Origin of the sequence: Nonomuraea sp. NPDC048901, assembly GCF_040649695.1 — a bacterium.
Taxonomy (GTDB): domain Bacteria; phylum Actinomycetota; class Actinomycetes; order Streptosporangiales; family Streptosporangiaceae; genus Nonomuraea.
Genome location: NZ_JBEZFW010000013.1, coordinates 295932 through 317278, shown reverse-complemented (window position 1 = coordinate 317278; position 21347 = coordinate 295932). Strand labels below are relative to the sequence as shown.

Here is a 21347-nt window from a genome sequence, read left to right as displayed (position 1 = left end):
CGGTACTTGATCAACTCATTCGTCACGGTCCGATGGCAGCAAGTGCCACATGCTCGGGGTAAGCGGGTTGGGGTGTTCGCCGGCAGGTCAGTGCATGCTCCGGGCGTCGAGTTGGCGTAGTACCCGGGTGACCACCTCGGGGTCGGCGGTTGAGTCGCGGCGTGCGTCGAGTACCGCCTGGCGGGCGGCGGACATCATTTCCGATTCGACGCGTCGGACCGTCCGTACCCGCTCGGCGCGTTTCTCGTAGGCCGCGCGCCGTTCCTCGTCGGCGGCCTCGGCGCTGATGCGCATGCCGATGTCCGTCATCCGTTTGGCGAGCAGTTCCACCACCTCTTCGGGCAGGTCCTCGGCCTCGTCGATTTCCTTGAGCCGTTTTCTGGCGGCCTTGGCGGCGCTGATGGCCAGGCGGCGTTCCAGGTCTCGTTCGGCTGCGGTGTCGGTTTTGACGCCCAGCTTGGTCACCAGCCAGGGCAGGGTCAGGCCTTGGAGGACCAGTGTGACCAGGATGACGGCGAACGCGATGAACACCAGCACAGCCCGCTCGGGGAACGGCGACCCGTCCTCCGTCTTCAGGGGGAGGGCCAGGGCGAGTGCCACCGAGGCGACGCCGCGCATGCCCGCCCACCACATGACGACCGTCTCGCGCCAGCTCAGCGGCACCTCGGAGTCGTCGTCCCCGGCTCGGCGGGTCTTCCTGGCCAGCCAGGCGGCGGGCAGCAGCCAGACCAGACGTACCACCACCACGACGCCCACCACGGCGGCGCTCCAGCCGAGCACCTCGGTCAGCCGGCCGCCGACCGTACCGAACAGGCTGTGCAGCTCCAGCCCGATCAGCCCGAACGCCACGCCCGTCACGAGCGTGTCGACGATCTGCCAGAACGTCGCGGACGCGAACCTGCCGTGCACGTCGTCGGCGTCCGACATGCGGTCGCTGAGGTAGAACGCGCTGGTCAGTACGGCCAGCACCCCCGAGCCGTGCCACTTGTCGGCCACCGCGTAGCTGACGAACGGCACCAGCAGCGACAGCCCCACCTGCAGCGTGGCATCGCCCAGCAGGGCCATCAGTCGGCCGGCGAGCCAGCCGAGCCCCAGCCCCACCGCGACCGCCACCACCGCCGAGAGCACGAACTCGCCCAGCGCGCCCGGCCACCAGAAGACGCCGGTGACCGCCGCCGTGATCGCCACCTTGTACAGCACGATCGCGGTCACGTCGTTGAACAGGCCCTCGCCCTCCAGGAGCGACACCAGTCGCCTGGGCAGCCCCAGGCGGCCCGCCACCGCGGTGGCGGCCACCGGGTCGGGCGGCGCCACCAGCGCGCCGAGCGCCGCCGCGGCCGCGATCGGCAGGCCGGGGATGAGCGCGTGCGCCGTCACCGCGACGGCCGCCGTGGTCACGAACACCAGCGCCACGGCGAGCAGGAAGATCGGCCGCCAGTTCGCCGCGAACTGGCGCCATGACGTACGCCGTACCGCCGCGTACAGCAGGGGAGGGAGGAGGAGCGGCAGCACGATGTCGGGGGGTACGTCTACATTCGGTACGAATGGCAGCAGGGCCAGGACGATGCCGAGCAGGGTCATCAGGACGGGCGGCGGCAGCCCGAGCCGGTTGCCGAGCGGCACCGTGATCAGGGCGCCCAGCAGGATGAGCATGAGCAGCACGAACTGGTCCACGACGCCCTCCGATGATCGTCTCCATCAGCCTAGACGGGTCGTTTGCCGAGGCCACGGAGGGGCGGCCCCCGGAGAGGCATCGTGCAGCGTCAGCGGTCTAGAACATGCAGGGTGTGGTGGGCGGAGCCGAGGGGGGTCGGGCCCGACGCCGTGATGGCGACCACGTCGGCCACCCGGGCGCCGAACAGGTCAGGCACGTAGATCGCGGGCTCCAGGCACAGGGTCATCCCCGGTTCCAGCGGCGTGTCGTCGCCGGGTTGGACGCGCGGGCCCTCGTCGTGGCCCAGTCCCACGCCCCGGCCGAAGTGGGCGGCGGCGTAACGGCCGTACCCGCTGCCGTCGATCACGTCCCCGACCGCCTTGGCCACGCTCTCGGCGACAGCCGACGGCTGGGCCGCCGAGCGTAGAGCGGCGGCCCGTGCGGCGAGTACCACCGAGTACATGGCCTCGTAGTCCTCCGGCGGCTCGGCGACGGCGAATACCCGCGCCACCTCCGCGCAGTAGCCGTCCCACCGGCCGCAGAGCGACACCAGCAGTGCGTCGCCAGGGTTGATCACCCGGTCGCCGGGGAGGTGCGCGGGCCGCGCGGTGTGCTCGCCCGCGGCGACCCGCAGCGACAGGACCTCCTCGCAGCCGGTCTCCATCAGCAGTAACCGCAGCCGGGCCGCCATCGCGCGCTCGGTGGCGCCGAACCAGGACAGCTCGCGGGCCTGGCCGAGCACCGATTCCGCGGCCACGACGGCGCGCTGGACCGCCTCGATCTCGTGCGGCCGCTTGCGCAGCCGCAGCGGCGCCAGCACGGCCGTGGCGGGCACCAGCTCGGCCTCGATCGCGAGGCCGAACAGCTCGCGGACCCGCATCTCGGGATCCACGCCGACGCGTCGCGCGGTCCGGGGTACGAGCGGGACCGGGTCGGCGGTCTCGGCGGCCATGTCCAGGGTGACGACGAGAAACCCGTCGGCCCGCCCGCCCAGGAACCTGAAGTCGGGCGAGGGCCGCAACACCAGGGCGTCGACCTCGGCCTCGGCCATGGCCGCCCGCACGGCCTCCAGGGTCGGGTCCGTCACGTCAGGGTCCGTCACTTGGGCTCGTGCAGCCAGCAGGCGACCGGTCCGAAGTCGGGCTCCTTGTCCCGGCACACGTCCATGACCTGCGGGCAGCGCGGATTGAACCGGCACCCCGCCGGCGGATCGGCCGGGTCAGGCACGTCGCCGGGCAGTTCGGCGGGCAGCACGCCCATCCCGTCGGGCTTGGGGATGGCGCGCAGGAGCGCCTGCGTGTACGGGTGCCGGGGGTTGGCCCATACCTCGGCCGTGTTCCCGACCTCGACGATCCGGCCGAGGTACATGACCGCGATCCGGTCGGCGATCAGCCGCACCACCGACAGGTCGTGGCTGATGAACAGCAGCCCCGCCCCCGAGTCCACGGCCAGGTCGCGCATCAGGGTGGCGACCTGCGACTGGGCCGAGGCGTCCAGCGCCGAGATGGGCTCGTCGCCGATCAGCAGCCGGGGCCGGGCCGCCAGCGCCCTGGCGATCGCGATGCGCTGCCGCTGGCCGCCCGAGAACTCGTGCGGGTGCCGGCTCGCGAAGTCGCGCGGCAGTCCGACGCGTTCCAGCAGGTCGGCGGGGGCGGTGGCGGTGTCGCCTGAGGTACGGAGGCCGTCGGCGATCTGGTCGCCCACGCGGCGGCGCGGGTTCAGTGACGCGTACGGGTCCTGGAACACCATCTGAATGCCCGTCAGCTTGCGCCGCCGCAGCCCGAGCGGTGTGACCGGCTGCCCGTCGAACGTGATCGAGCCCTCGGTGACGGGGTTCAGCCCGCAGACGGCGCGGGCCAGCGTCGACTTGCCGCAGCCGGACTCGCCGACCAGGCCGACGACCTCGCCGGGCCCGACGGACAGGCTCGCCCCGGCGACCGCCCTGACGATCGGGCGCCCGGGCGAGCGGTGCTCGACGACCAGGTCGTCGATCGCCAGCAGGGTCATGAGTCCTCCGAATGGGGAGCCGCCTCGGTGTCGGGCAGTGAGTCGAGCAGGGAGCGGGTGTACGGGTGGGCGGGTTCGCGCAGCACCTGGCCGCGCGCCCCCGTCTCCACCACCAGGCCGTCCTTCATCACGCTCACCTCGTCCGCCACCGCCGACATGACGCCCAGGTCGTGGGTGACGAGCAGCACGGCCAGCCCCAGCTCGTCGCAGAGCCCGCGCAGCAGCCGCAGCACGCCCGCCTGCACGGTCACGTCCAGCGCGGTCGTCGGCTCGTCCGCGATCAGCACCTTGGGGGAGCAGGCCAGCGCGATGGCGATCGCGACGCGCTGCCGCATGCCGCCCGAGAACTGGTGCGGGAAGCGCCCGTACGCCTCCTCGGCGCCGGGGATGCGTACCTTGCCGAGCAGTTCGACGGCCCGCCGCCGGGCCTCCCGCTTGTCGACGCCGAGGTGGTGGCGCATGTGCTCGGTGAGCTGCTTGCCGATCGTGAGCATCGGGTGCAGGCTCGTGGCCGGGTCCTGGAAGACCATGGCCACCTCGCCGCCGCGTACCCGGTTCAGCTCCTTCGGCGGCAGCGTGAGCAGTTCGCGGTCGCCGAACGCGATGCTGCCGGTGGTCCGCGAGCCGTGCGGCAGCAGCCCGAGTACGGCCAGGCCGGTCATCGTCTTGCCGGACCCGCTCTCGCCCGCCAGCCCGTGCACCCTGCCCTCCTGGAGCGACAGGTCCACGCCGCGCAGGATCTCCTTGCCGCCGATGGTCACCTTCAGGTCGGTGATGTCCAGGGTCACAGCGCACGCTCCTTGATGGCGCGGGCCGTACGGGGGTCGAGGGCGTCCCGCAGCGTGTCGCCGAGGAAGTTGAAGGCCAGCACCACGGTCAGGATCGCCAGGCCGGGGAAGGTGGCCACCCACCAGCTGTCGAAGACCTCCACGCCGGAGGCCACCATCGCGCCCCACTCCGGAGACGGCGGCTTGGCCCCGAGGCCGAGGAACGACAATCCGGACAGCAGCAGCAGCGCGGTGCCGATGTCGAGCGTGGCCAGGACGAGCACCGGGCCCGTCACGTTCGGCAGCACGTCCACGCGCAGTGAGCGCCAGGCCGAGAAGCCCAGCAGCCGCCCGCTCAGCACGAACTCCCGCTCCCGCACGCCCAGCACCAGCCCGCGCGTCACGCGGGCGTAGGCGGGCCATGCCACGACGAGTACGGCCAGCACCGCGTTGGTCAGGCTGGCCCCGAGCGCCGCGGCCACCACCATGGCCAGAATGACCGTCGGGAACGCGAACACCAGGTCCGCCACCCGCATGATCGTCTCATCCACCCATCGGCCGAAATATCCGGCGCAGGCGCCGAGCAGGCCGCCGATCAGCACCGACAGCGCCACCAGCATCAGCGTCAGCGGGATCGACACCCGCGCGCCGTGCATGACCCGGCTGAGGATGTCCCGGCCGAGCTGGTCCGTACCGAACCAATGGCCTGGCCCCGGGGCGGCCAGGCGCGGCAGGTCCTGGGCCAGCGGGTCGTGCGGCGCGAGCACCGGCGCGGCCAGCGCGATCACCAGCCAGGCGATCGCGATCACGCCGCCCACGATGGCCAGCGGTTGCCGCCAGGCATGGGGGAGCCGCCCGGTCAGGCCCTTGCGGGCCAGGGGATCCCGTTTCACTGCAACCTCACTCGGGGATCGATGACGCCGTACAGCACGTCCACGATCAGGTTGATGACGAGGTAGACGACGCCGACCACCAGCCCGACGCCCATGACGGCGGGCAGGTCGAGGGTGGTGGCGCTCTTGTAGGCGTACTGGCCGACGCCCGGCCAGGCGAAGATCGCCTCGACCAGTACCGTGCCGGACAGCAGGCTGCCGAACGCCAGGCCCGCGACGGTGATGATCGGCACCAGCGCCGAGCGCAGCACGTACCGGAACAGGATCGTCCGGCCCGGCAGGCCCTTGGCGCGGGCGGCCCGCACATAGTCCTGGCCGAGCACCTCCAGCACGGCCGAGCGGGTGAAGCGGGTCAGCAGCCCGATCGTGTACAGGGCCAGCACGAGGGCGGGCGTGATCAGGTGGCCGACGGCCGAGCCGAAGATGTCCCACCGGCCGGCGAGCAGCGCGTCCACCGTCTGCAGGCCGGTCACGGCCGGGGCGTTGCCCAGCGCCGCGTCGACCCTGCCGCTGCCCGGGGTGATCTGCAGCCGGTAGAAGAACACGTAGAAGGCCACCAGCGCCAGCCAGAACGTCGGCACCGAGATGCCGATCAGGCTCAGCACCCGCAGCGCGTGGTCCGACAGCCGGTCCCTGCGCAGCGCGGCGATCACGCCGAACGCCACGCCGAGCACGAGCGAGACCAGGATCGCCGCCCCGGCCAGCTCCAGCGTCGCCGGGACGAACTCGGCCAGGTCCTGGCTCACCGGCCGGTGACTCTGCTGGCTGGTGCCGAGGTCGCCATGGACGACGCCCTGGAGATGCAGCAGGTACTGCTCCCACAGTGGCTTGTCCAGGCCGTGCTCGCTGCGCCACTGCGCCACGATGGCCGGGTCGCCCAGGGCCCGCTGGCCCAGGTTCGCGGCCACGGGGTCGCCGGGCACCAGGTTCGTCAGCACGAACGTCACCAGCGTGATGCCCCAGGCGAGCAGGAGCGCCATGAGGATCCGCCGGATCAGGAACCGGGCGAGGGGATGCGCCCCGCGCTGCCTGGACGGGCGGGGCGGGGCGGACGTGGCGGGCATGCCTACTTCGCGCCGAGGTCGGCGACGTCGACGGTCCAGACCGGGTGATACTCGAGGCCGGTCACCGAGGCGGCCGTCACGATGTTCTGGCTCGGCTGGATCAGCGGGATGAACGGGCCCGAGGCGTTCAGCTTCGTCTGCACGTCGGCGTACGCCTGCTTGCGCGCGTCGTCGCCGATCGCGACCGCGGCCTTCTCACCGGCGGCCTCGATCTCCTTGGCCGCGCCGGCCTTCCAGCCCGCCCGCAGGCCCACCGTCTTGCCCGGCAGGAAGGCCAGGTAGTCGCTGGGGTCCGGGTAGTCAGGGCCCCAGTACCACAGGCCCATCTCCTCCTTGCCGTTGCGGTAGTTGTCCAGCGCGGTGGTGACCGGCGCGGGCTGCAGGTCCACCGTGATGCCGACCTCTTTGAGGTTGGCCTGGATCCGCTCGGCCAGCGGCTGGAACGACAGGCCGTTCACGGTCAGCTCGCTCGGGTACTCCAGCTTCACCGTGGGGTTGGCCACGCCGCTCGCGGCCAGGGCCGCCTTGGCGCCCTCGACGTCGCGCTTGGCCGCCTGGTCGGCGGGCAGCGCGCCCAGCAGCTGCGACGGGATGACGCCGGGCGCCTGCGTGGAGCCCTCACCGGCCAGTTCGAGCAGGCCCGCGTAGTCGACGCCCTTGCGCACGGCCTCGACGAACTTGGCGTTCGGCGTCGTCTTGCTGACCTTGTCGTCCTGGTTGGCCAGCAAGAAGATCACGTTGGCCGAGGCGGTCTTCTTGACCTGCAGGGTTGCCGGCATGCCGGTCACCTGGTCGCCCGACAGGTTGAGCGCCACCTGGCTGTCGCCGCGCTGGACGTTCAGCTTCTGCGTGGCGGACTCGACGTTGCGGATGACGACCTTGTCGTAGGCGGGCTTGGTGCCGTAGTACTTCGGGTTCGCCTTCAGTACGACCTGGCTGCTCACGTTGAACGACTCGATCGTGTACGGGCCCGAGCCGGCGGAGGAGGCGTTCAGGTACTGCTCGGCCTTGTCCTGCGCGTCCGCGGTCGCGCCGTGCTGCTTGGCGAGCTTGCTGTTGATGATGCCGAGCGCCGGGTTCGGCAGGATGAACGGCAGCGCCGGGTTGGCCGCCTTGGAGGTCAGCGTGATCGTCGAGTCGCCCTCCTTGGCCACCTCGACGCCGTCGAGCAGGAACGACGGGGTCCCCTTCATGTCCCGCACCCGGTTCAGGGAGAACACCACGTCGTCCGCGGTGACGGGGGAGCCGTCGGCGAACGTCGCGCCCTGCTTGAGCTTGAGCGTGAGCACCTTGCCGTCCTTGGACAGCTCGTACGACTCGGCCAGCGCCGGCACCGGCTTGGTCACGTCGGCGCCGTCGAAGGTGAGGAGCGTCTCGTAGATCGCCTTCTCGACGGTCAGGCCGGTCGGCTCGTACGTACGCCCGGGGTCGGCCGTCTTGAGGTCGAAGGACGTGTCGATAACCAGGGTCTTGCCGCCGCCGCTCTGGGCGGCGGGCGTCTGGGAACCGCCGCTTCCGCAGGCGGCGAGGGCGAGTGCACCGGCGAGCAGCACAGCCGCCGTCTGCGAGCGGGTCGCCATTGAGTCCTCCAGTTGGACGGTTGGCCGAAAGATGTCGAGGATTGTCGGGCAGAACGTCCAGGCACTGTGCGGTCGCTGAGACGTATATAAATGGGCTGGGGGTAACTATGAGTGAAATTTCCAGGAATGGTGCCAGCGGTAGCGGTCAGCCTGGACGGATCGGCATCGGCCTGGAGCTCGACGCGGTCCACCTGAAGATCCTCGAGGTCCTGCGGGAGAACGGCAGGATCTCGGTCTCGTCGCTGGCCGAGCGGGTGGGCATCTCCCGGGCCAACGCCTACACCCGCTTCGAGGCGCTGCGCGCCGACGGCGCGATCAAGCGGTTCACCGCCGAGATCGACCACGTCAGGACGGGGCTCGGCATCACCGCGCTGATCTTCGTGACCGTGCGGCAGCAGATGTGGAAGCAGTTCAGGGCCGAGCTGGCCAGGATGCCCGAGGTCGAGTACTGCGCGATCACCACCGGCCAGCACGACGCGATGATCCAGGTACGGATGTCGGACGTGGCCGAGGTCCACGCCATGGTGACCGACCGGCTGGCCAACATCCCGGCCGTGAAGGCGACCGAGACGGTCTTCATCCTGGATGAGGTGCTCAGGCGGCCGTACGTGCTGCCCAGCGACCGTGACAAGGCCCGTCCGGCACGGCGGGCGGCCCAGGAGGCCCCCGGCGACGTGCCGCTCGGCAAGATGCGCTTCGTCGGCGCCGCGGAGGGAAGGGCCGCCCTGCGCAAGGACGGGTAGGTCAGGCGGAAGGACGGTCAGGTCAGCCGGTCACGACCCCCGGTGCACACGCTGATGTGCCGGGATCAGTCGGTGACGACCTCGGTGCACACGCTGACGTGCCGGGTGTCGTCGCCCTCGAACTGGAACTCCTCCACCAGGCGCAGCCGTCCGTCGGCCTCGGTCTCGATGCGGCTGTTGCTCTGGCCGCCCGCCTTGCCCCCGGCCTTGAGCGCGTGCGCGTAGGCGATGGAGACCAGGTCGCCGTCCCTGGTGCCGACGAAACGGCCGTGGGTGACGGTGTCGCCCGTGTAGCTGCCCCACACCACCCCGTCGGCCTCCCAGTAGTCGAACGCGGTGGGCCGTTCCTGGTCCACCACGCTCGCCGTCGAACTCACCATCACGAATCTGCGGCCGTTGAGAAGGTTCACGCCGCCCATGCTCCCGATATTTCCTGACACGGAGCGTCAGGCTGGACGTTTCTCGCCGAACGCCGAGATCTCCTCGGCGATCTGTCCAGCCGCCGTGGCCGCGAAACGGGACTTGTCAGGAATCCGGCTCTGGTAGTCGAGGTTTACCGGGGGTCAGACAGGCGGTCAAAGAGCTGAGTGGAACGATGGACTTGTGACGGCCGCTTCGCAGGCCGCCGTCTCCCATGAGACGAACTTGTGACGGCCGCTCCAGCGGGTCGCCGGTTCCCATGAGACGAAAGGAGACGCCATGTCTTCTCCGGCCATGTCTTCTTCGGCCACGCACCGTTCCATGCAGGTCGGCGAGCCTGGCGGGGACCTGTCTCTCGTCCGGGCGGACACCCGGGAGCCGGGCCCGGGCCAGGTGCGGATCACCGTCGAGGCGTGCGGGGTGTGTCACTCCGACGCGTTGATCACCTCCGGTCACATCCCGGGCACCACCTTCCCCGTCACGGCCGGGCACGAGATCGCGGGACGTGTCGACGCGGTGGGCGACCACGTCGCCGGCTGGTCCGTCGGTGATCGGGTGGCGGTCGGCTGGTACGGAGGCAGCTGCGGTCACTGCGACGCCTGCAGGCAGGGAGACGGCATCCTGTGCCCCGAGCTCCAGGTGCCGGGTGCCGCGTACGCGGGCGGGTTCGCCGACTCCGTCGTCGTGCCGGCCGTCGCCCTGGCCGCGATCCCGGACGAGCTCACGGCGGTGGAGGCCGGGCCCCTGGCCTGCGCCGGCGTCACCGTGTACAACGCGCTGCGCCACAGCTCCGCGCGTCCGGGCGACACCGTCGCGATCCTCGGTGTGGGCGGCCTGGGGCACCTGGGCGTCCAGTTCGCCGCGAAGATGGGCTTCAACACCATCGCGCTGGCCCGCGGTCCCGACAAGGCGCCGCTGGCGCACAAGCTCGGTGCCGCCCACTACGTCGACAGCGCCGCCGCGCCCGTGGCCGACGCGCTGCGGGCGTGCGGGGGAGCCAAGGTGGTGCTGGCGACGGTGACCAACGCCGAGGCGATGTCCGCGACGATCGACGGCCTGGGGCCCCGCGGTGAGCTCATCGTCGTGGGCGTCGACATGGAACCGCTGCGGGTCACGCCCCTGCAGCTGGTGGGGGCGGCCAGGCGGGTGTACGGGCACGCTTCCGGCAACGCGGTCGACATCCAGGACACCATGAGGTTCGCCGCCCAGAGCGGTGTCCGGGCGTGGACCGAGGAGGTCCCCCTGGAGGAGGCTCAGGCGGCGTTCCAGAAGATGCTCTCCGGCCAGGCCCGCTTCCGCATGGTTTTGACCACCGCCAACTGATCGACCATCGCAGCGGAAACTCCGCCCGACCGTTACCGATTGGTTACACACCGTACCGCAATCTATCCCCTGAGTAGTCATGCGGTCTGTGATAGTAATGTCACGCTCGGTGTTCGGTGGGGATTGGGGAGATCCTTATGCTGCAATACGTAATCGCGGCCGTGGCCGCGGTGGGTGTGGTGGCGCTCGCGGCCACCCTGTTCAGGCTCACGAAGAAGGGCAGCGACGACAACGACGCCGGCGGGCCGTCGGCCGGCCACGCGGGCGCGATGCTGTCCGCCCTGTTCCTCCTGGTCTTCGCCATCGCGATCATCGTGCCGTGGACCACCGCCGACTCCGCCGGCCAGAACACGCACACCGAGAGCCAGGCCGCCGTCGAGGCCTACTGGTCGGCGTCCGGCCTGCCCGGCACCGCCCCCGACGTCGTACGCGCCGGGCTGCGCGACTACATCACGTTCGTCGTCCGCGACGAGTGGCCCGTCATGCAGCGCGGCTCGATGGATCCCGTCGGCACGGAGCGGCTCGACGCGCTCAGGGCCCGCGTCGCCGCGCTGCAGGTGACCACCGACCAGAAGGAGGCCAAGACCGCGGTGCTCGACCACCTCGCGGCGATCGCCTCCGCCCGTTCCCAGCGCACCGCCGACGCCGCCGCGACGCCGCCCGACGGCTTGCTGGCCCTGACGATCCTCACCGGCCTGCTGGTGGTCCTGTTCCCGTTCCTGGCCGGAGCGCGGCCGACCGGGCTGGCGGTCCTGCCGCTGCTGGCGATGGCCGCGATGCTCGGCTTCGGCGTCTACCTCACCTGGGACATCTCCCACGCCTTCGACGGACCGCTGGCCGTGGGGCCTGAGGCGTACAAGGGCGCGCTGCAGGAGTTCGCCCGGATAGCCGGAGGCGTGTGACCGTGAGGGCCTGGCGCATGCCGCTGCTCCTGGCGGGCACGCTGTTGGCGCTGTCCGCGAGCGCTCCCGCCGCGGCCGATCCGGATCCGGGCGACGTGACGGTGAAGGTCGGCGTCGAGGCGACCGTCTGTGTGGACGTGCCGCTGGTGAGCGTACACATCGGGAAATGCGCGGCGCCGGCGGTGCAGCCGCCGACCGTGGTGAAGCCGCCGAGCGTGGTGATCGTGAAGCCGCGCCCCGTCGTCACCCCGAAGCCGCGGCCCGTGGCCACCCCGAAGGTGACGCCCACGGTGCGGGTCGTGATCACCCCACGCCCCGCGAAACCCAAGCCGACTCAGCGGCCGACACCCAACCGGGTGCGGGCGCCCCACATCGCACCCCAGCCCGTCCGCGTCAAGCCGGCCAAGCCGACGCCGAAACCCACACCGACCCTCAAGCCGACGCCCAAGCCCCCGGTCGCCTACGTTCGCGCCCATCGCGCCCCGCCACCGCGCCCGCGGAAGAACCCGCTGGGCACCGTGCTCCTGATGGTGGTCCTCACGACGGCCATCGCGTCCACCACGGCTGTGGCGTTCGCGTCCGTGAGATAAAACCGGTACCCGGGTCTCACCATCGGCAAGCTGGTCTGATAACCGTCTGGCGACGCTGAAGGCGGGAACCGAAACCGGTTCCCGCCTTCTTGGCTTTCAGCGTGCGGTGGTGAACAGGAACGCGCAATCCTGTACGGCCTCCACGCGGTGGCGGCGTTCGGGCATGACCAGCAGATCGCCGGGCATCCCGTCCCAAGAGTCGGGCCCGGCGACAAGCCGCATCCGCCCGTGCAGTACGTGCACCGTGACCTCGCCAGGATGCTCGTGCTCGTGTAGGTGTTCGCCCTGCCGCAACGCCATGACGGTCTGCCGCAGCGAACGATCGTGTCCCCCGTGGACAGTGGTGGCGCTGCGGCCGCTGTCCGCCTCGCGGGCAAGCGTGAGCTGATCGCGAACGAGGGCAGTCAACGAGACCTTGGTCATGACTGTGGGGCGCGACGGTCTCGCCGAGCTTCCAACTCTTCCGGGCTGACCGGGATCAACATCGGCTGTCCAGGCGCGCAGAACATCGTCACCACGAACTGCGACTCCTCGTCGGTGAGGTGGTTGCCGTCCTGGTAGTGGATCACGTCTCCACCGGGCTCCCAGAACGCGTCACCAGGCCGGAGAACCCGCACGGGATCGCCTTCGAGCTCGAAGTTGACGGCGCCCTTGATCACGTAGCCGTACGCGGGCCCGGAGTGCCGGTGAGGCGGCGCACCAGGGCTGTTCGGCGGCAGCGTGACCCGGAGCGTCATCGCTTCGGCCCCCTCCGGCGCGGCCGGCGCCCCCGGCACGGTGCCGACCACGTCAATCTGCGGCGGTGGCCCGCTCTTGTCGGGGTTGTCGAGGTGGTGGGCTTGAGCGTGATCGGTGCTCATCACGATTCCTTCCTGGAAGTGGCCGGCTCGATTCGGCCGTGCACCAGCTCAGACAAGACAGCGCCCCGATTTGTGACAACGCTCCGAACAGTGCGCCTGTCTCATCTGCGCAGTTCAAGCGTCATGTTGGTATTAGTAGGGGTCCGCCGCGCTCGCTCAGATCGACCTGGAACTGGCGATGGGCACCGGCACCGACGCTGCCATCGAACGCGCCTGCCAAGACCTGCTCGCCGCACCGCGCCGAACCTGGTCCTCACCACCGCCATCGCGTCCACCACGGCTGTGGCGTTCGCGTCCGTGCGATAAAACGGGGACGCGCCGGGTCCTAATGCTGTTCCTGTCCCGTCTCGACGGTGTCGGCCGCGTTGTCGAGCTTGTGCGGCTGAACGGCTTGTGCTGTGAGGGCCATGGCTTCTGTGGTCTGTTCGAAGGTGCGCTGGGTGACGGCGATGTAGAGCACGTCCAGGACGGCCAGCTGGGCGTGTCGGCCGAGGATGGTTTGGGTGCTGAAGCCGACCGGGTGCACCTTGGTGGCCAGGACGAGTTCGGCCTGGCGGGCGACAGGGGAGGTCAGGTCGCTGGTAAGGGCAACGGTCCGGACGCCGTGCGAGCGCGCTTCGGCGATCAGATCGACGACCTCTCGAGTGCGCCCGCTCTGGGAGAAGACCACAAGTACGTCGCCACGGGACATGAGGGCGGCACCGGTCAGGGCCATGTGTATGTCGGTGGAGGCCCAGACGGGCAGACCGATGCGGTACAGCCGTTGCTGCAATTCCGAGGCCGTGGTCGCGCTGCCGCTGACCCCGTAGACCATCACCCGGCGGGCCGCGGCCAGCAGGCCGGCCGCACGCTCCACGGCGGCCAGGTCGAGGTTGGCGATCGCCTCGGTGACGACATGTCCGATGTTGTCGGCAATGACACGGGCGACCTGCTGAATGTCGTCCGCCTCGGTCAAGCTCGTGCCGATGTGCTCGACCCAGGCGTCGGGGCCGGTGCGGCCGCTGTCGGAGGCGAGGGCGATACGCAGGGCGGCGTAGCCGTTCAGGTTCAGCGACCGGCAGAACCTGGTGATGGTGCCGGTGGAGACCCCACACCGCTCCGCCAGCTCGACGATGGTCAGCCGGGCCACCGCTGCCGGATCGCCGAGCGCGAGCTCGGCGATCGTACGCTGAGCGCCAGGCATGGTGGGCAGCAGCGCGCGGATGCGCTCGATGACGCCGCTCTGTGACATGCGATCTCTATTCGTCAAAAATTTTTCTTCGCTATGTTGGCTATCAACGTATCACGAGGCATGATTCGGGCGAATGTCCGGTAAACGTCCTTGACATGGCCGGTTACTCGCTTCCACAGTGAGCCGGAGTGGGAAATATTTCTCCATGTTGGGAGTCGTGGTGTCCGATCAGCATCGCCCCAGTGCTGCCGCGTATCTCGTGGCGGCCAGGACCATCCTGGAGCAAGTCGTCTCCGAGCAGGTGCCCGCGGTCCAGGCCGCGGCCGACCTCATCACGAAATCGATCCGTGCGGGCGGTGTCGTCCAGGCCTTCGGTACTGGGCATTCCGAGGGGCTGGCGATGGAGATCGCTGGTAGGGCCGGTGGGCTGGTGCCGACCAACAAGATCGCCTTGCGCGACGTGGTCACTCTCGGAGACTCCCCGCGCGAGGTGCTGTTCGATCCGTTCCTGGAACGGGACCCGGCCATCGCCTACCAGCTCTACGAGCTGGCCGCCCCTCGCCCGGAGGATGCTTTCGTCATCGCGTCCAACTCCGGGGTGAACGGGTGCGTCGTGGAGATGGCCCAGCTGGTGAAGCGGCGGGGGCACGCGCTGATCGCGTTCACCTCGACCCGGCACACCGCGCGGGCCACCTCCCGCCACCCATCCCAACTCCGGCTGATCGACTTCGCCGACGTTGTGCTGGACAACGGGGCCCCGCACGGTGACGCGCTGCTGCCGATGGCCTCGGGCGCCAAGGTCTGCGGGATCTCCTCCATCAGCGCCGGTCTGCTGGCGCAGATGGTCGTGGCGGAGGTCGTGCGTCGCCTTGACGAGGCGGGTGAGCAGGCCCCTGTCTACCTGTCCGCCAACATCACCGGCGGCGACGATCACAACCGGATCCTGGAAGAGCGCTACGCCGGACGGATCCGGAGGCTCTTATGACAGGACTCTTCTTCACCGCGGGAGCCGTCGGATGAGCGTCGCGCTCGTCCTTGGCATGGACATCGGCGGCACCTCCAGCCGCGTCATCGTGGCCGACCTGTTCGGGCGCCTGCGCGGTGTCGGCCGGGCAGGCGGCGGCAACCCGGTCTCGCGCGGCCCGGCCGGAATCACCGCCATCCGTGACGCCTTGTGCGCCGCACTCGGCGCCGTCGATCCGGCCGACGTCAAGGCGGCCGTCTTCGGCCTGGCGGGCGGCGATGTCGCCGTTCACGATCCCGAGATCGCCCAGGCGCTTCGAGCGGGTTGGCGGCAGGCTGGACTGCGGTGCACGCCGACCATGGTCAGCGACGTCACTCTCGCGTACGTGGCAGGTACCGACTCCGCTGAGGGCAGCGTCCTGGTCTCCGGTACGGGGGCGGTCGCCGCGGCCATCCGCGAACGCACCATCGTGCGATGCGCCGACGGGCACGGCTGGCTGCTCGGCGATCTCGGCTCCGGCTTCTGGATCGGGCGCGAGGGCATACGAGCCGCGCTCGCCGCGATGGACCGCTGCCACCCGCCATCCGACCTCCACCGCGAGATCCTGCACGCACTGGGGGTGGCGCACGCTGACCGGCGGACCTTGGCTTTGACCAGCGCCACCATCGACGCGGCTCATCGCATGCCACCTGCTGAGCTGGCCAAGCTCGCGCCCCTCATCCTGACAGCCGCAGAAGGCGGAAACGTCGAAGCGAGGCTGATCGCCAGGCGGGCCGCCGATCACCTCACCGCATCGCTCAACACCATCCGGATCCTTGGCGCCACCAGCCCCATTGTGCTCGGGGGCAGTTTGCTGACCACGCCCAATCCGCTCTCGCAAGCCGTCCGGGCGTCGGTCCGGAAGGTATGGCCGGATGCGGAGATTCACCGCGCCGGCGGGGGAGCCGCAGCCGCGGCATGGCTGGCCGGCCGGCAGCTTTCCGGCGTACCCGCGCTCGAATCCCACGCGCTTTATACGCGGCTCCTGGGCGCCGAGCCGATCCCCCGCGCCGCCCGCAGAAGATCCGATGACTGATCTGAGCCGTTCCCGATGTGCCTTCTTGGAGCAGGTCGAGTCGATTTCGAAGACGTCATCGTCCGTCGCACCTCACACCACGTTTACGAAGGGACACCGCTCACATGGAGCCCACACAAGCCGGCCGGTGCCGCTTGCCGGGAGGAGGGCGGCTGATGTACGAAGAGCCGCGAAACGGAGCCAGCGTCAGCCCGGCCGGCGAAGAACCATCTCTGGGCGTGCTGATACGAACCTGGCGCGAGCAGGCACTGCTGACACAGGAGGAGCTGGCCAAACGGTCGGGGCTGAACCCCCGGACCCTTCGTCGGCTGGAGCACGGCGAACCCCACCGCCCACGCGGCTCGTCGCTCTTGGCCTTGGCCGAAGCACTGGGGCTGGACCCCAGAAAGCACAAGCAATTAGTCGCCGCATCGCTCAGGAGCCACACCCATCCAAGGGCGCGCGGGTTCAAAGATGACACGGACGCGCCGGCTCCTGCGATGACCATGCCGCGCCAGCTCCCGCCCGGCCCCGCGCACTTCGTCGGCCGATCCAAGGAACTGCGCACACTCGACGGCATGCTCACAACGGATGAACAGATCATGCGGACGGGTCCTAAGGTGGTGGTCATCGCCGGATGCGCCGGGATCGGCAAGACCGCGTTGGCGGTGCACTGGGCGCACCTGGTCGCCGACCGTTTCCACGATGGCCAGTTGTATGTGAACCTGCGGGGATTCGCGCCAAGCGCGGAGCCGGCTGATCCGGCTGAGGCGATCCGCAGCTTCCTTGGCGCATTGGGTGTTGTCCCGCAGCAGATCCCCGCCGGCGCGGACGCTCAAGCGGCGCTGTGGCGCAGTGTGGTGAACGGAATGCGACTGCTGATCGTCGTTGACAACGCGCTCGATGCCGGTCAGGTTCGTCCGCTGCTTCCTGGCGGCAGTGGGTGCCTGGTCATCGTGACCAGCCGCAATCAGCTGCCCGGCCTGGTGGCCGCGGGCGCCAGCCCGCTGGTGCTCGAGCCGCTGTCCAACGGTGACTCCTTGCGGCTGCTGGCCGAACGGCTCGGCGCCGCGCGCGTGGTCGCCGCACAAAAGGCCGCGAAGGAGATTGCCGCAGGGTGTGCTGGATTACCGCTGGCGTTGTCCGTTGTGGCAGCACGCGCGTCCATCCATCCCGACTTCAGCCTCGACGATTTCGCCGTCGAAGCGGACGCCGCCAGTAGTTGGCTGGACGTGCTGTCTTGCGAAGACCCGTTTGCCGATGTCCGGTCCGCGTTCTCCTGGTCCTATCGCACTCTCGGAGCGGCGGCCGCCCGGATGTTCCGGCTGCTTGGCATGCACCCGGCACCCGACATCGGCGTTCCGGCGGCTGCCAGCATGTGCGGCCTGCCGGTACGCCAGGCGCGCGCCTTGCTGGCAGAGCTGCACCGCGCACACTTGATCGCGGAATCCGTTCCCGGCCGATATCAGCTACATGACCTCATGCGCGCCTACGCCGTTGAACTGGCCGCGGCTCAAGAGTCGCGCACGGAACGTCACCAGGCCGAGCGCCGCATCTTCGACCACTATCTCCTTACCAGTTTGGCAGCCTCACACCAGTTGACCGGGCTGCCGCACGACAGCATCCCTGTCGATCCTTTGGCGCTCAATGTCAGGCCGGAGTCCATCGCCACTTACCAGCAGGCTATGGAGTGGTACCAGCGTGAACATCGGACGCTGCTGGCTCTCGTCGACCATGCCCGCGACAACGGGGACGACTGCCGCCTCGACCGGCTCGCTCGAGGGCTGGCCGATTATCTCGATCGCGGTCGACATTGGCAGGAGTGGAGACTTGTCGAGCATGGCCATCGAGCGACGTCGACGTAGTGCTCATCCAGCCTGGTGAGAGGGGCGAGCTCGGTGGAGCTCGCCCCTCTCACAGCCAGGTGGCCGCGACTACAGGTCGGCGACCACAATGTCGTCCAGGTGAAGGGAGCAGCCGACGCTACCGCTCATGCGTCATTCTTGTCCGGCGGGAAGCTGATCAGCTGCTCGCCTCGATCTCCGCGAACTGCATCACCTTGCCCGTCCCGGTGACGCGCACATATCTGGTGGTGACTGGATCGAAGGTGAAGGTCTGGCCATCGGCGCCGGGCCGTGGGTAGCCGTTCTGAGTCGTGACGGTGGTCCAGGCCGAGCCGTCGGGGGAGGTCTCGATGGTGAAGCGGGAGGGGAAGCCGTCGCCCGTGTTCGCGCCGTCGTTCCTGGCGTAGAGGGTCACCTTGCCCACCCGGGTAGGGCCGCCGAGGTCGACCTGCAGCCATTCGGGGTGGTCGGTCGTTCCGATGAGGCTGCTCCAGCCCATGGAGTACCAGAGGTTGGAGTGGCGCACCCCGTCGGTGGCGTTGACGCGCAGCCAGCTCTCGGCCGGATACTCCACCGAGCTGGAGGAGGTGACCGTACGGCCGGCGGCCAGGTTGCCTCCGGCGGCCTCGATCTCGGCGAACTGCATGTGGTATTCGCCGAACTGGTCGGTGCTCAATTTGGTGCCGGTGACCTTGATGTAGCGGGCGCTGACCGGGGTGAACGGGAAGGTCCGCGCTCCGGCGCCCGGCTTGGCGGAGCCGGTCACGGTGGCGACGTTGGTCCAGGTCGAGCCGTCCGCTGAGACATCGATGGTGAAGTCCGTGGGGAAGCCCGAGCCGGTGTTGGCGCCGTCATCGCGCGGGTACAGGTCCACCCGGCTCACCGGGCGCGCCGAGCCGAGATCGGCCTGGACCCACTCGGTGTGGTCGACGTTCTTGCTGTCGGAGCTGCTCCAGCCGAGGGCTCCGGTGGCCGAGGAGCGGCGGCCGTCCACGGCGGAGCCCGTCCCCCAGCCGTCGGCCTCGTACGAACTGGAGGCGGTGATGGTGGCGCCCTCGGCGGCGTTGGTCATGGGATTGATGTGCACGTTGTCGAAGCGGGCGGCGGCGCCGCCGGTGACGAGGGCGATGTTGCCGACGGGGAAGGCCGCGTCGTTCACCGTCAGCGCGGGGAGCTGGCGGGTGCCGCTGTAGACCTTCAGCGTGTTGCCCTTGGCCACGGCCCGGAGGCGGTTCCACTGGCCCGCCGTGTAGCCGGGGGCGTCGGCCTCGGCCAGGGGGATTCCGTTGCGGTAGACGAACACCTTGCCGTTGTTGCGCTGGGCGATGAGGTAGCCGGTGTCCATGTCTGAGCCGTTGAGGCTGCGGACCATGAGTCCGGCCCAGTTGGCGCTGCCGCCGTCGGGTGACACACCCGTGATCTTGAGGTCGACGCCGGCGGCCACGTCACGATAGGCCCGGCCCTCCAGGACGGAGGTCACTCCCCAGTCGGCGGCGGTGCTGGCCTGGACGTACTCCTGCCCGCTGACCGACCATGAGCCCCTGGAGGTGCGCCAGTGCTGGCCGGCGGTGCCGAAGTCGTCGTTGTAGGGGAAGGCGAGGTCCGGGGAGTTGGCGGAGAGCTCGTCCAGGATCTGCTTGTGCCGCTGCTCCACCTCGGTGCCCGAGCGCTCGTAGTGCGTGGCGTCCAGGATCAGGCTGTTGGCGATGGCCTGGGCGGTCACGGGCTTGGTCTTGGCGAGCTGGTTGAGCAGCTCGAAGTCCTCCAGGCCGTCCGTCTGGGCCTCGCTGCGCAGGCTGTCGTAGACGTTGAGGGCGTTATCTTTAGTGTTGGGCCGTACCAGCCATCCGTCGCCGCTCTGGGAGTCTTTGAAGGTGTCGATGTGCTGACCCGGCCTGTTGAGATCCCACCAGTAGTTCCAGCCCCAGTGCAGATATCCGGTGCCGCCGATCTTCCACACCAGCCAGGGCAGGAGCCTGGTCTCGGCCAGGTAGTGGCTGATGAAGCGGTTCATGTAGTCGCTCTCCGGGATGTTGGCGGTGTAGAGCCACAAGTCCTTCCCGGCCAGCCGCTGGGACTGGTAGTGCGCGATGTTGGGTTGGTAGAGGAACGTGGCCGGCGTCAGCGTGGTCAGCGACGGTTCGGTGCCGGGGTAGAGCTGGTTGTGCGCCTCGTTGGTGCGGGGGGTGGGGAAGTACTGGCGGTACTTGCCGTACAGCCAGTTGGCGGCGTTGGCCCAGGTGGGGTCTTGGGGCTCGTCCACCGCGCTCATGTAGAACTTGTCGGTCCACTTCTTGACGTCCAGGTGTGCTTTGAGTGCCGGTAGCACCTTGTCCAGGTAGGCGCCGGCCTTCGGGTCGCCGTAGGGCACCAGGACCCGCTTGAGCCTGCCGCTCACGCCGTTGGCGGGGACCAGCATCTCCAGCTGGTTTCCTCCCTCTATCAGGGTCGGGGTGTAGATGTACTGCAGCGCGCCCGCGGTCTCGAACAGCTTCACGAACCAGTCGAAGTCATCCCAGTCGAAGGTGAAGTTCCCGGCCGCGTCCACGGTCGAGTGGGGAATGAGCAGCGCCTGGAAGTCGGCGTAGATCACGTTGTTGCGGTGCTTGGCGTGGTTGGCCGCGAAGTTCTTGATGACCGTCCACCAGCCCTCGTCGAACATCTTGACGTCGTACTGGTCCGGAATCGCGTCGATCGTGCCCGCGTAGTCCCAGCCGGCGGAGGTGAACCAGTTGTTCATCTTGAAGGTCGACTGGTCGGCCGGCGGGACGGTGACGTCGTAGACGCGCAGGCTCACGGGCACGGTGACATTGCCGGACGCGCTCTGGACCACGGCGTTGCCGGTGTAGACGCCGGGCGCCTGACCCGCTGGCACGAACACCTGGTAGAACCAGGCCAGCGTCGTGTTCGCCGCCGGGCTTTGCGCGGTGTTCTCCACCAGGGCGTCGTAGTAGTCGTCGCCGCCGCCCGGCGGATCTTGGCGCGTGGTGCCGATCTGCTGGATCGTCGGATGGTTGTATTCCAGCCGAACCGTCGGCACCAGCCGGTCTCCCGGGCCGGTCAACGGGCTCACGCTGACCGACACGCCGCTCTGCGCGGAGGTGGACCGGGCCAGGATCTGGGCGGCCTCGAACTCCCCGCGGGCCGCGTACAGCGCGATGGACTGGGTGGATCCCACCGGGGACGAGGTGAAGGGCCGGTCGGCCGCGTCCATCGTCCACACCGACAGCCCTGCCGCCGCGTGCGCGGGCACCACCAAGAAGGTCAGGCATAAGAGGCTGAGGACCGCGGTGAGCATCGTTCCGCTTGGCTTCATTCTACCTCCATTGAGAAAAATTTCTCTGTACTCCTTGAATAGATTGAGAGCGCATGGCTTCAGCGTCAACAGATTTCGCGAGAATTCGGTCAAACGCGACTGAAATCCTGGAGTTGCTGGGCGGTAGATCACTGGGTGGTGAACAGTTTTTCGCTATATGTCTGCAAAATGCCCGCCGTATGCCCTGGTTTATCG

Annotated in this window: 19 protein-coding genes; 7 read left to right on the top strand and 12 right to left on the bottom strand. The window is 69.3% G+C overall.

Annotated elements, in window-relative coordinates; all coding sequences use genetic code 11:
* Positions 1 to 87: 87 nt before the first annotated feature.
* From AB0C30_RS38625 to AB0C30_RS38595, 7 genes are all read right to left on the bottom strand, one after another.
* Positions 88 to 1674 (bottom strand): Na+/H+ antiporter, encoded by a 1587-nt coding sequence (locus AB0C30_RS38625; RefSeq protein WP_357953359.1) that lies wholly within the window; start codon positions 1672 to 1674, stop codon positions 88 to 90.
* A gap of 89 nt (positions 1675 to 1763) precedes the next feature.
* Entirely contained in the window at positions 1764 to 2741 is a 978-nt protein-coding gene (locus AB0C30_RS38620; protein ID WP_357953357.1) for a M24 family metallopeptidase, read from the bottom strand.
* A gap of 11 nt (positions 2742 to 2752) precedes the next feature.
* A complete protein-coding gene (locus AB0C30_RS38615) occupies positions 2753 to 3661 on the bottom strand; it encodes an ABC transporter ATP-binding protein (protein WP_357953355.1) in 909 nt (302 codons plus the stop codon).
* Positions 3658 to 4449: an ABC transporter ATP-binding protein gene (locus tag AB0C30_RS38610; protein WP_357953353.1), complete on the bottom strand. Its 792-nt coding sequence runs from the start codon at positions 4447 to 4449 to the stop codon at positions 3658 to 3660. The genes AB0C30_RS38615 and AB0C30_RS38610 overlap by 4 nt, the downstream gene beginning before the upstream one ends.
* Positions 4446 to 5321 carry an ABC transporter permease gene (locus tag AB0C30_RS38605; protein ID WP_357953351.1) on the bottom strand — a complete coding sequence of 292 codons (876 nt, stop codon included), beginning with the start codon at positions 5319 to 5321 and terminating at the stop codon, positions 4446 to 4448. The genes AB0C30_RS38610 and AB0C30_RS38605 overlap by 4 nt, the downstream gene beginning before the upstream one ends.
* Complete coding sequence (locus AB0C30_RS38600) at positions 5318 to 6385, bottom strand: ABC transporter permease (RefSeq protein ID WP_357953348.1); 1068 nt, start codon at positions 6383 to 6385, stop codon at positions 5318 to 5320. Before AB0C30_RS38600 ends, AB0C30_RS38605 begins: the two co-directional genes overlap by 4 nt.
* A gap of 2 nt (positions 6386 to 6387) precedes the next feature.
* Positions 6388 to 7965 carry an ABC transporter substrate-binding protein gene (locus AB0C30_RS38595; protein ID WP_357953346.1) on the bottom strand — a complete coding sequence of 526 codons (1578 nt, stop codon included), beginning with the start codon at positions 7963 to 7965 and terminating at the stop codon, positions 6388 to 6390.
* Between the two features lie 107 nt (positions 7966 to 8072).
* Here AB0C30_RS38595 and AB0C30_RS38590 point away from each other — a divergent pair, with 107 nt between their 5' ends.
* Positions 8073 to 8708 carry an Lrp/AsnC family transcriptional regulator gene (locus AB0C30_RS38590; protein ID WP_357953344.1) on the top strand — a complete coding sequence of 212 codons (636 nt, stop codon included), beginning with the start codon at positions 8073 to 8075 and terminating at the stop codon, positions 8706 to 8708.
* A 65-nt stretch (positions 8709 to 8773) separates the two neighbouring features.
* Here AB0C30_RS38590 and AB0C30_RS38585 read toward each other — a convergent pair whose 3' ends face one another.
* Positions 8774 to 9118 carry a hypothetical protein gene (locus AB0C30_RS38585; RefSeq protein WP_357953342.1) on the bottom strand — a complete coding sequence of 115 codons (345 nt, stop codon included), beginning with the start codon at positions 9116 to 9118 and terminating at the stop codon, positions 8774 to 8776.
* A 289-nt stretch (positions 9119 to 9407) separates the two neighbouring features.
* Here AB0C30_RS38585 and AB0C30_RS38580 point away from each other — a divergent pair, with 289 nt between their 5' ends.
* The 3 genes from AB0C30_RS38580 to AB0C30_RS38570 all read left to right on the top strand — a co-directional run bounded on the left by AB0C30_RS38580 (position 9408) and on the right by AB0C30_RS38570 (position 11943).
* On the top strand, positions 9408 to 10451 hold the full coding sequence (locus AB0C30_RS38580) for an alcohol dehydrogenase catalytic domain-containing protein (protein ID WP_357953340.1): 1044 nt from the start codon (positions 9408 to 9410) through the stop codon (positions 10449 to 10451).
* Positions 10452 to 10588: 137 nt separating this feature from the next.
* Positions 10589 to 11353: a hypothetical protein gene (locus tag AB0C30_RS38575; RefSeq protein ID WP_357953338.1), complete on the top strand. Its 765-nt coding sequence runs from the start codon at positions 10589 to 10591 to the stop codon at positions 11351 to 11353.
* On the top strand, positions 11350 to 11943 hold the full coding sequence (locus tag AB0C30_RS38570; RefSeq protein ID WP_357953337.1) for a hypothetical protein: 594 nt from the start codon (positions 11350 to 11352) through the stop codon (positions 11941 to 11943). The genes AB0C30_RS38575 and AB0C30_RS38570 overlap by 4 nt, the downstream gene beginning before the upstream one ends.
* 96 nt (positions 11944 to 12039) lie before the next feature.
* Here the strand turns inward: AB0C30_RS38570 and AB0C30_RS38565 are convergent, their stop codons facing one another.
* From AB0C30_RS38565 to AB0C30_RS38555, 3 genes are all read right to left on the bottom strand, one after another.
* Positions 12040 to 12351, bottom strand: coding sequence for a LuxR family transcriptional regulator (locus tag AB0C30_RS38565; protein WP_357953335.1), 312 nt, complete (start codon positions 12349 to 12351; stop codon positions 12040 to 12042).
* Between the two features lie 11 nt (positions 12352 to 12362).
* Complete coding sequence (locus AB0C30_RS38560) at positions 12363 to 12803, bottom strand: cupin domain-containing protein (protein WP_357953334.1); 441 nt, start codon at positions 12801 to 12803, stop codon at positions 12363 to 12365.
* Between the two features lie 325 nt (positions 12804 to 13128).
* On the bottom strand, positions 13129 to 14034 hold the full coding sequence (locus tag AB0C30_RS38555) for a MurR/RpiR family transcriptional regulator (RefSeq protein ID WP_357953332.1): 906 nt from the start codon (positions 14032 to 14034) through the stop codon (positions 13129 to 13131).
* A gap of 160 nt (positions 14035 to 14194) precedes the next feature.
* On the opposite strand from AB0C30_RS38555, the gene AB0C30_RS38550 reads away from it, so the two are divergent.
* The 3 genes from AB0C30_RS38550 (at position 14195) to AB0C30_RS38540 (ending at position 17857) form a co-directional block, all read left to right on the top strand.
* On the top strand, positions 14195 to 14959 hold the full coding sequence (locus tag AB0C30_RS38550) for an SIS domain-containing protein (RefSeq protein WP_357953330.1): 765 nt from the start codon (positions 14195 to 14197) through the stop codon (positions 14957 to 14959).
* A gap of 31 nt (positions 14960 to 14990) precedes the next feature.
* Positions 14991 to 16013 carry a BadF/BadG/BcrA/BcrD ATPase family protein gene (locus AB0C30_RS38545; RefSeq protein WP_357953328.1) on the top strand — a complete coding sequence of 341 codons (1023 nt, stop codon included), beginning with the start codon at positions 14991 to 14993 and terminating at the stop codon, positions 16011 to 16013.
* A gap of 155 nt (positions 16014 to 16168) precedes the next feature.
* A complete protein-coding gene (locus tag AB0C30_RS38540) occupies positions 16169 to 17857 on the top strand; it encodes a helix-turn-helix domain-containing protein (protein WP_357953326.1) in 1689 nt (562 codons plus the stop codon).
* Positions 17858 to 18014: 157 nt separating this feature from the next.
* On the opposite strand, the gene AB0C30_RS38535 is transcribed toward AB0C30_RS38540, so the two are convergent.
* A complete protein-coding gene (locus AB0C30_RS38535; RefSeq protein WP_357953324.1) occupies positions 18015 to 21152 on the bottom strand; it encodes a discoidin domain-containing protein in 3138 nt (1045 codons plus the stop codon).
* Positions 21153 to 21347 lie beyond the last annotated feature (195 nt).

Coding starts and splice junctions, on each gene's coding strand:
- AB0C30_RS38590 (WP_357953344.1), top strand. CDS start 8,073: ATGAGTGAAATTTCCAGGAATGGTGCCAGCGGTAGCGGTCAGCCTGGA.
- AB0C30_RS38555 (WP_357953332.1), bottom strand. CDS start 14,034: ATGTCACAGAGCGGCGTCATCGAGCGCATCCGCGCGCTGCTGCCCACC.
- AB0C30_RS38580 (WP_357953340.1), top strand. CDS start 9,408: ATGTCTTCTCCGGCCATGTCTTCTTCGGCCACGCACCGTTCCATGCAG.
- AB0C30_RS38535 (WP_357953324.1), bottom strand. CDS start 21,152: ATGAAGCCAAGCGGAACGATGCTCACCGCGGTCCTCAGCCTCTTATGC.
- AB0C30_RS38575 (WP_357953338.1), top strand. CDS start 10,589: ATGCTGCAATACGTAATCGCGGCCGTGGCCGCGGTGGGTGTGGTGGCG.
- AB0C30_RS38560 (WP_357953334.1), bottom strand. CDS start 12,803: ATGAGCACCGATCACGCTCAAGCCCACCACCTCGACAACCCCGACAAG.
- AB0C30_RS38600 (WP_357953348.1), bottom strand. CDS start 6,385: ATGCCCGCCACGTCCGCCCCGCCCCGCCCGTCCAGGCAGCGCGGGGCG.
- AB0C30_RS38615 (WP_357953355.1), bottom strand. CDS start 3,661: ATGACCCTGCTGGCGATCGACGACCTGGTCGTCGAGCACCGCTCGCCC.
- AB0C30_RS38540 (WP_357953326.1), top strand. CDS start 16,169: ATGTACGAAGAGCCGCGAAACGGAGCCAGCGTCAGCCCGGCCGGCGAA.
- AB0C30_RS38595 (WP_357953346.1), bottom strand. CDS start 7,965: ATGGCGACCCGCTCGCAGACGGCGGCTGTGCTGCTCGCCGGTGCACTC.
- AB0C30_RS38545 (WP_357953328.1), top strand. CDS start 14,991: ATGAGCGTCGCGCTCGTCCTTGGCATGGACATCGGCGGCACCTCCAGC.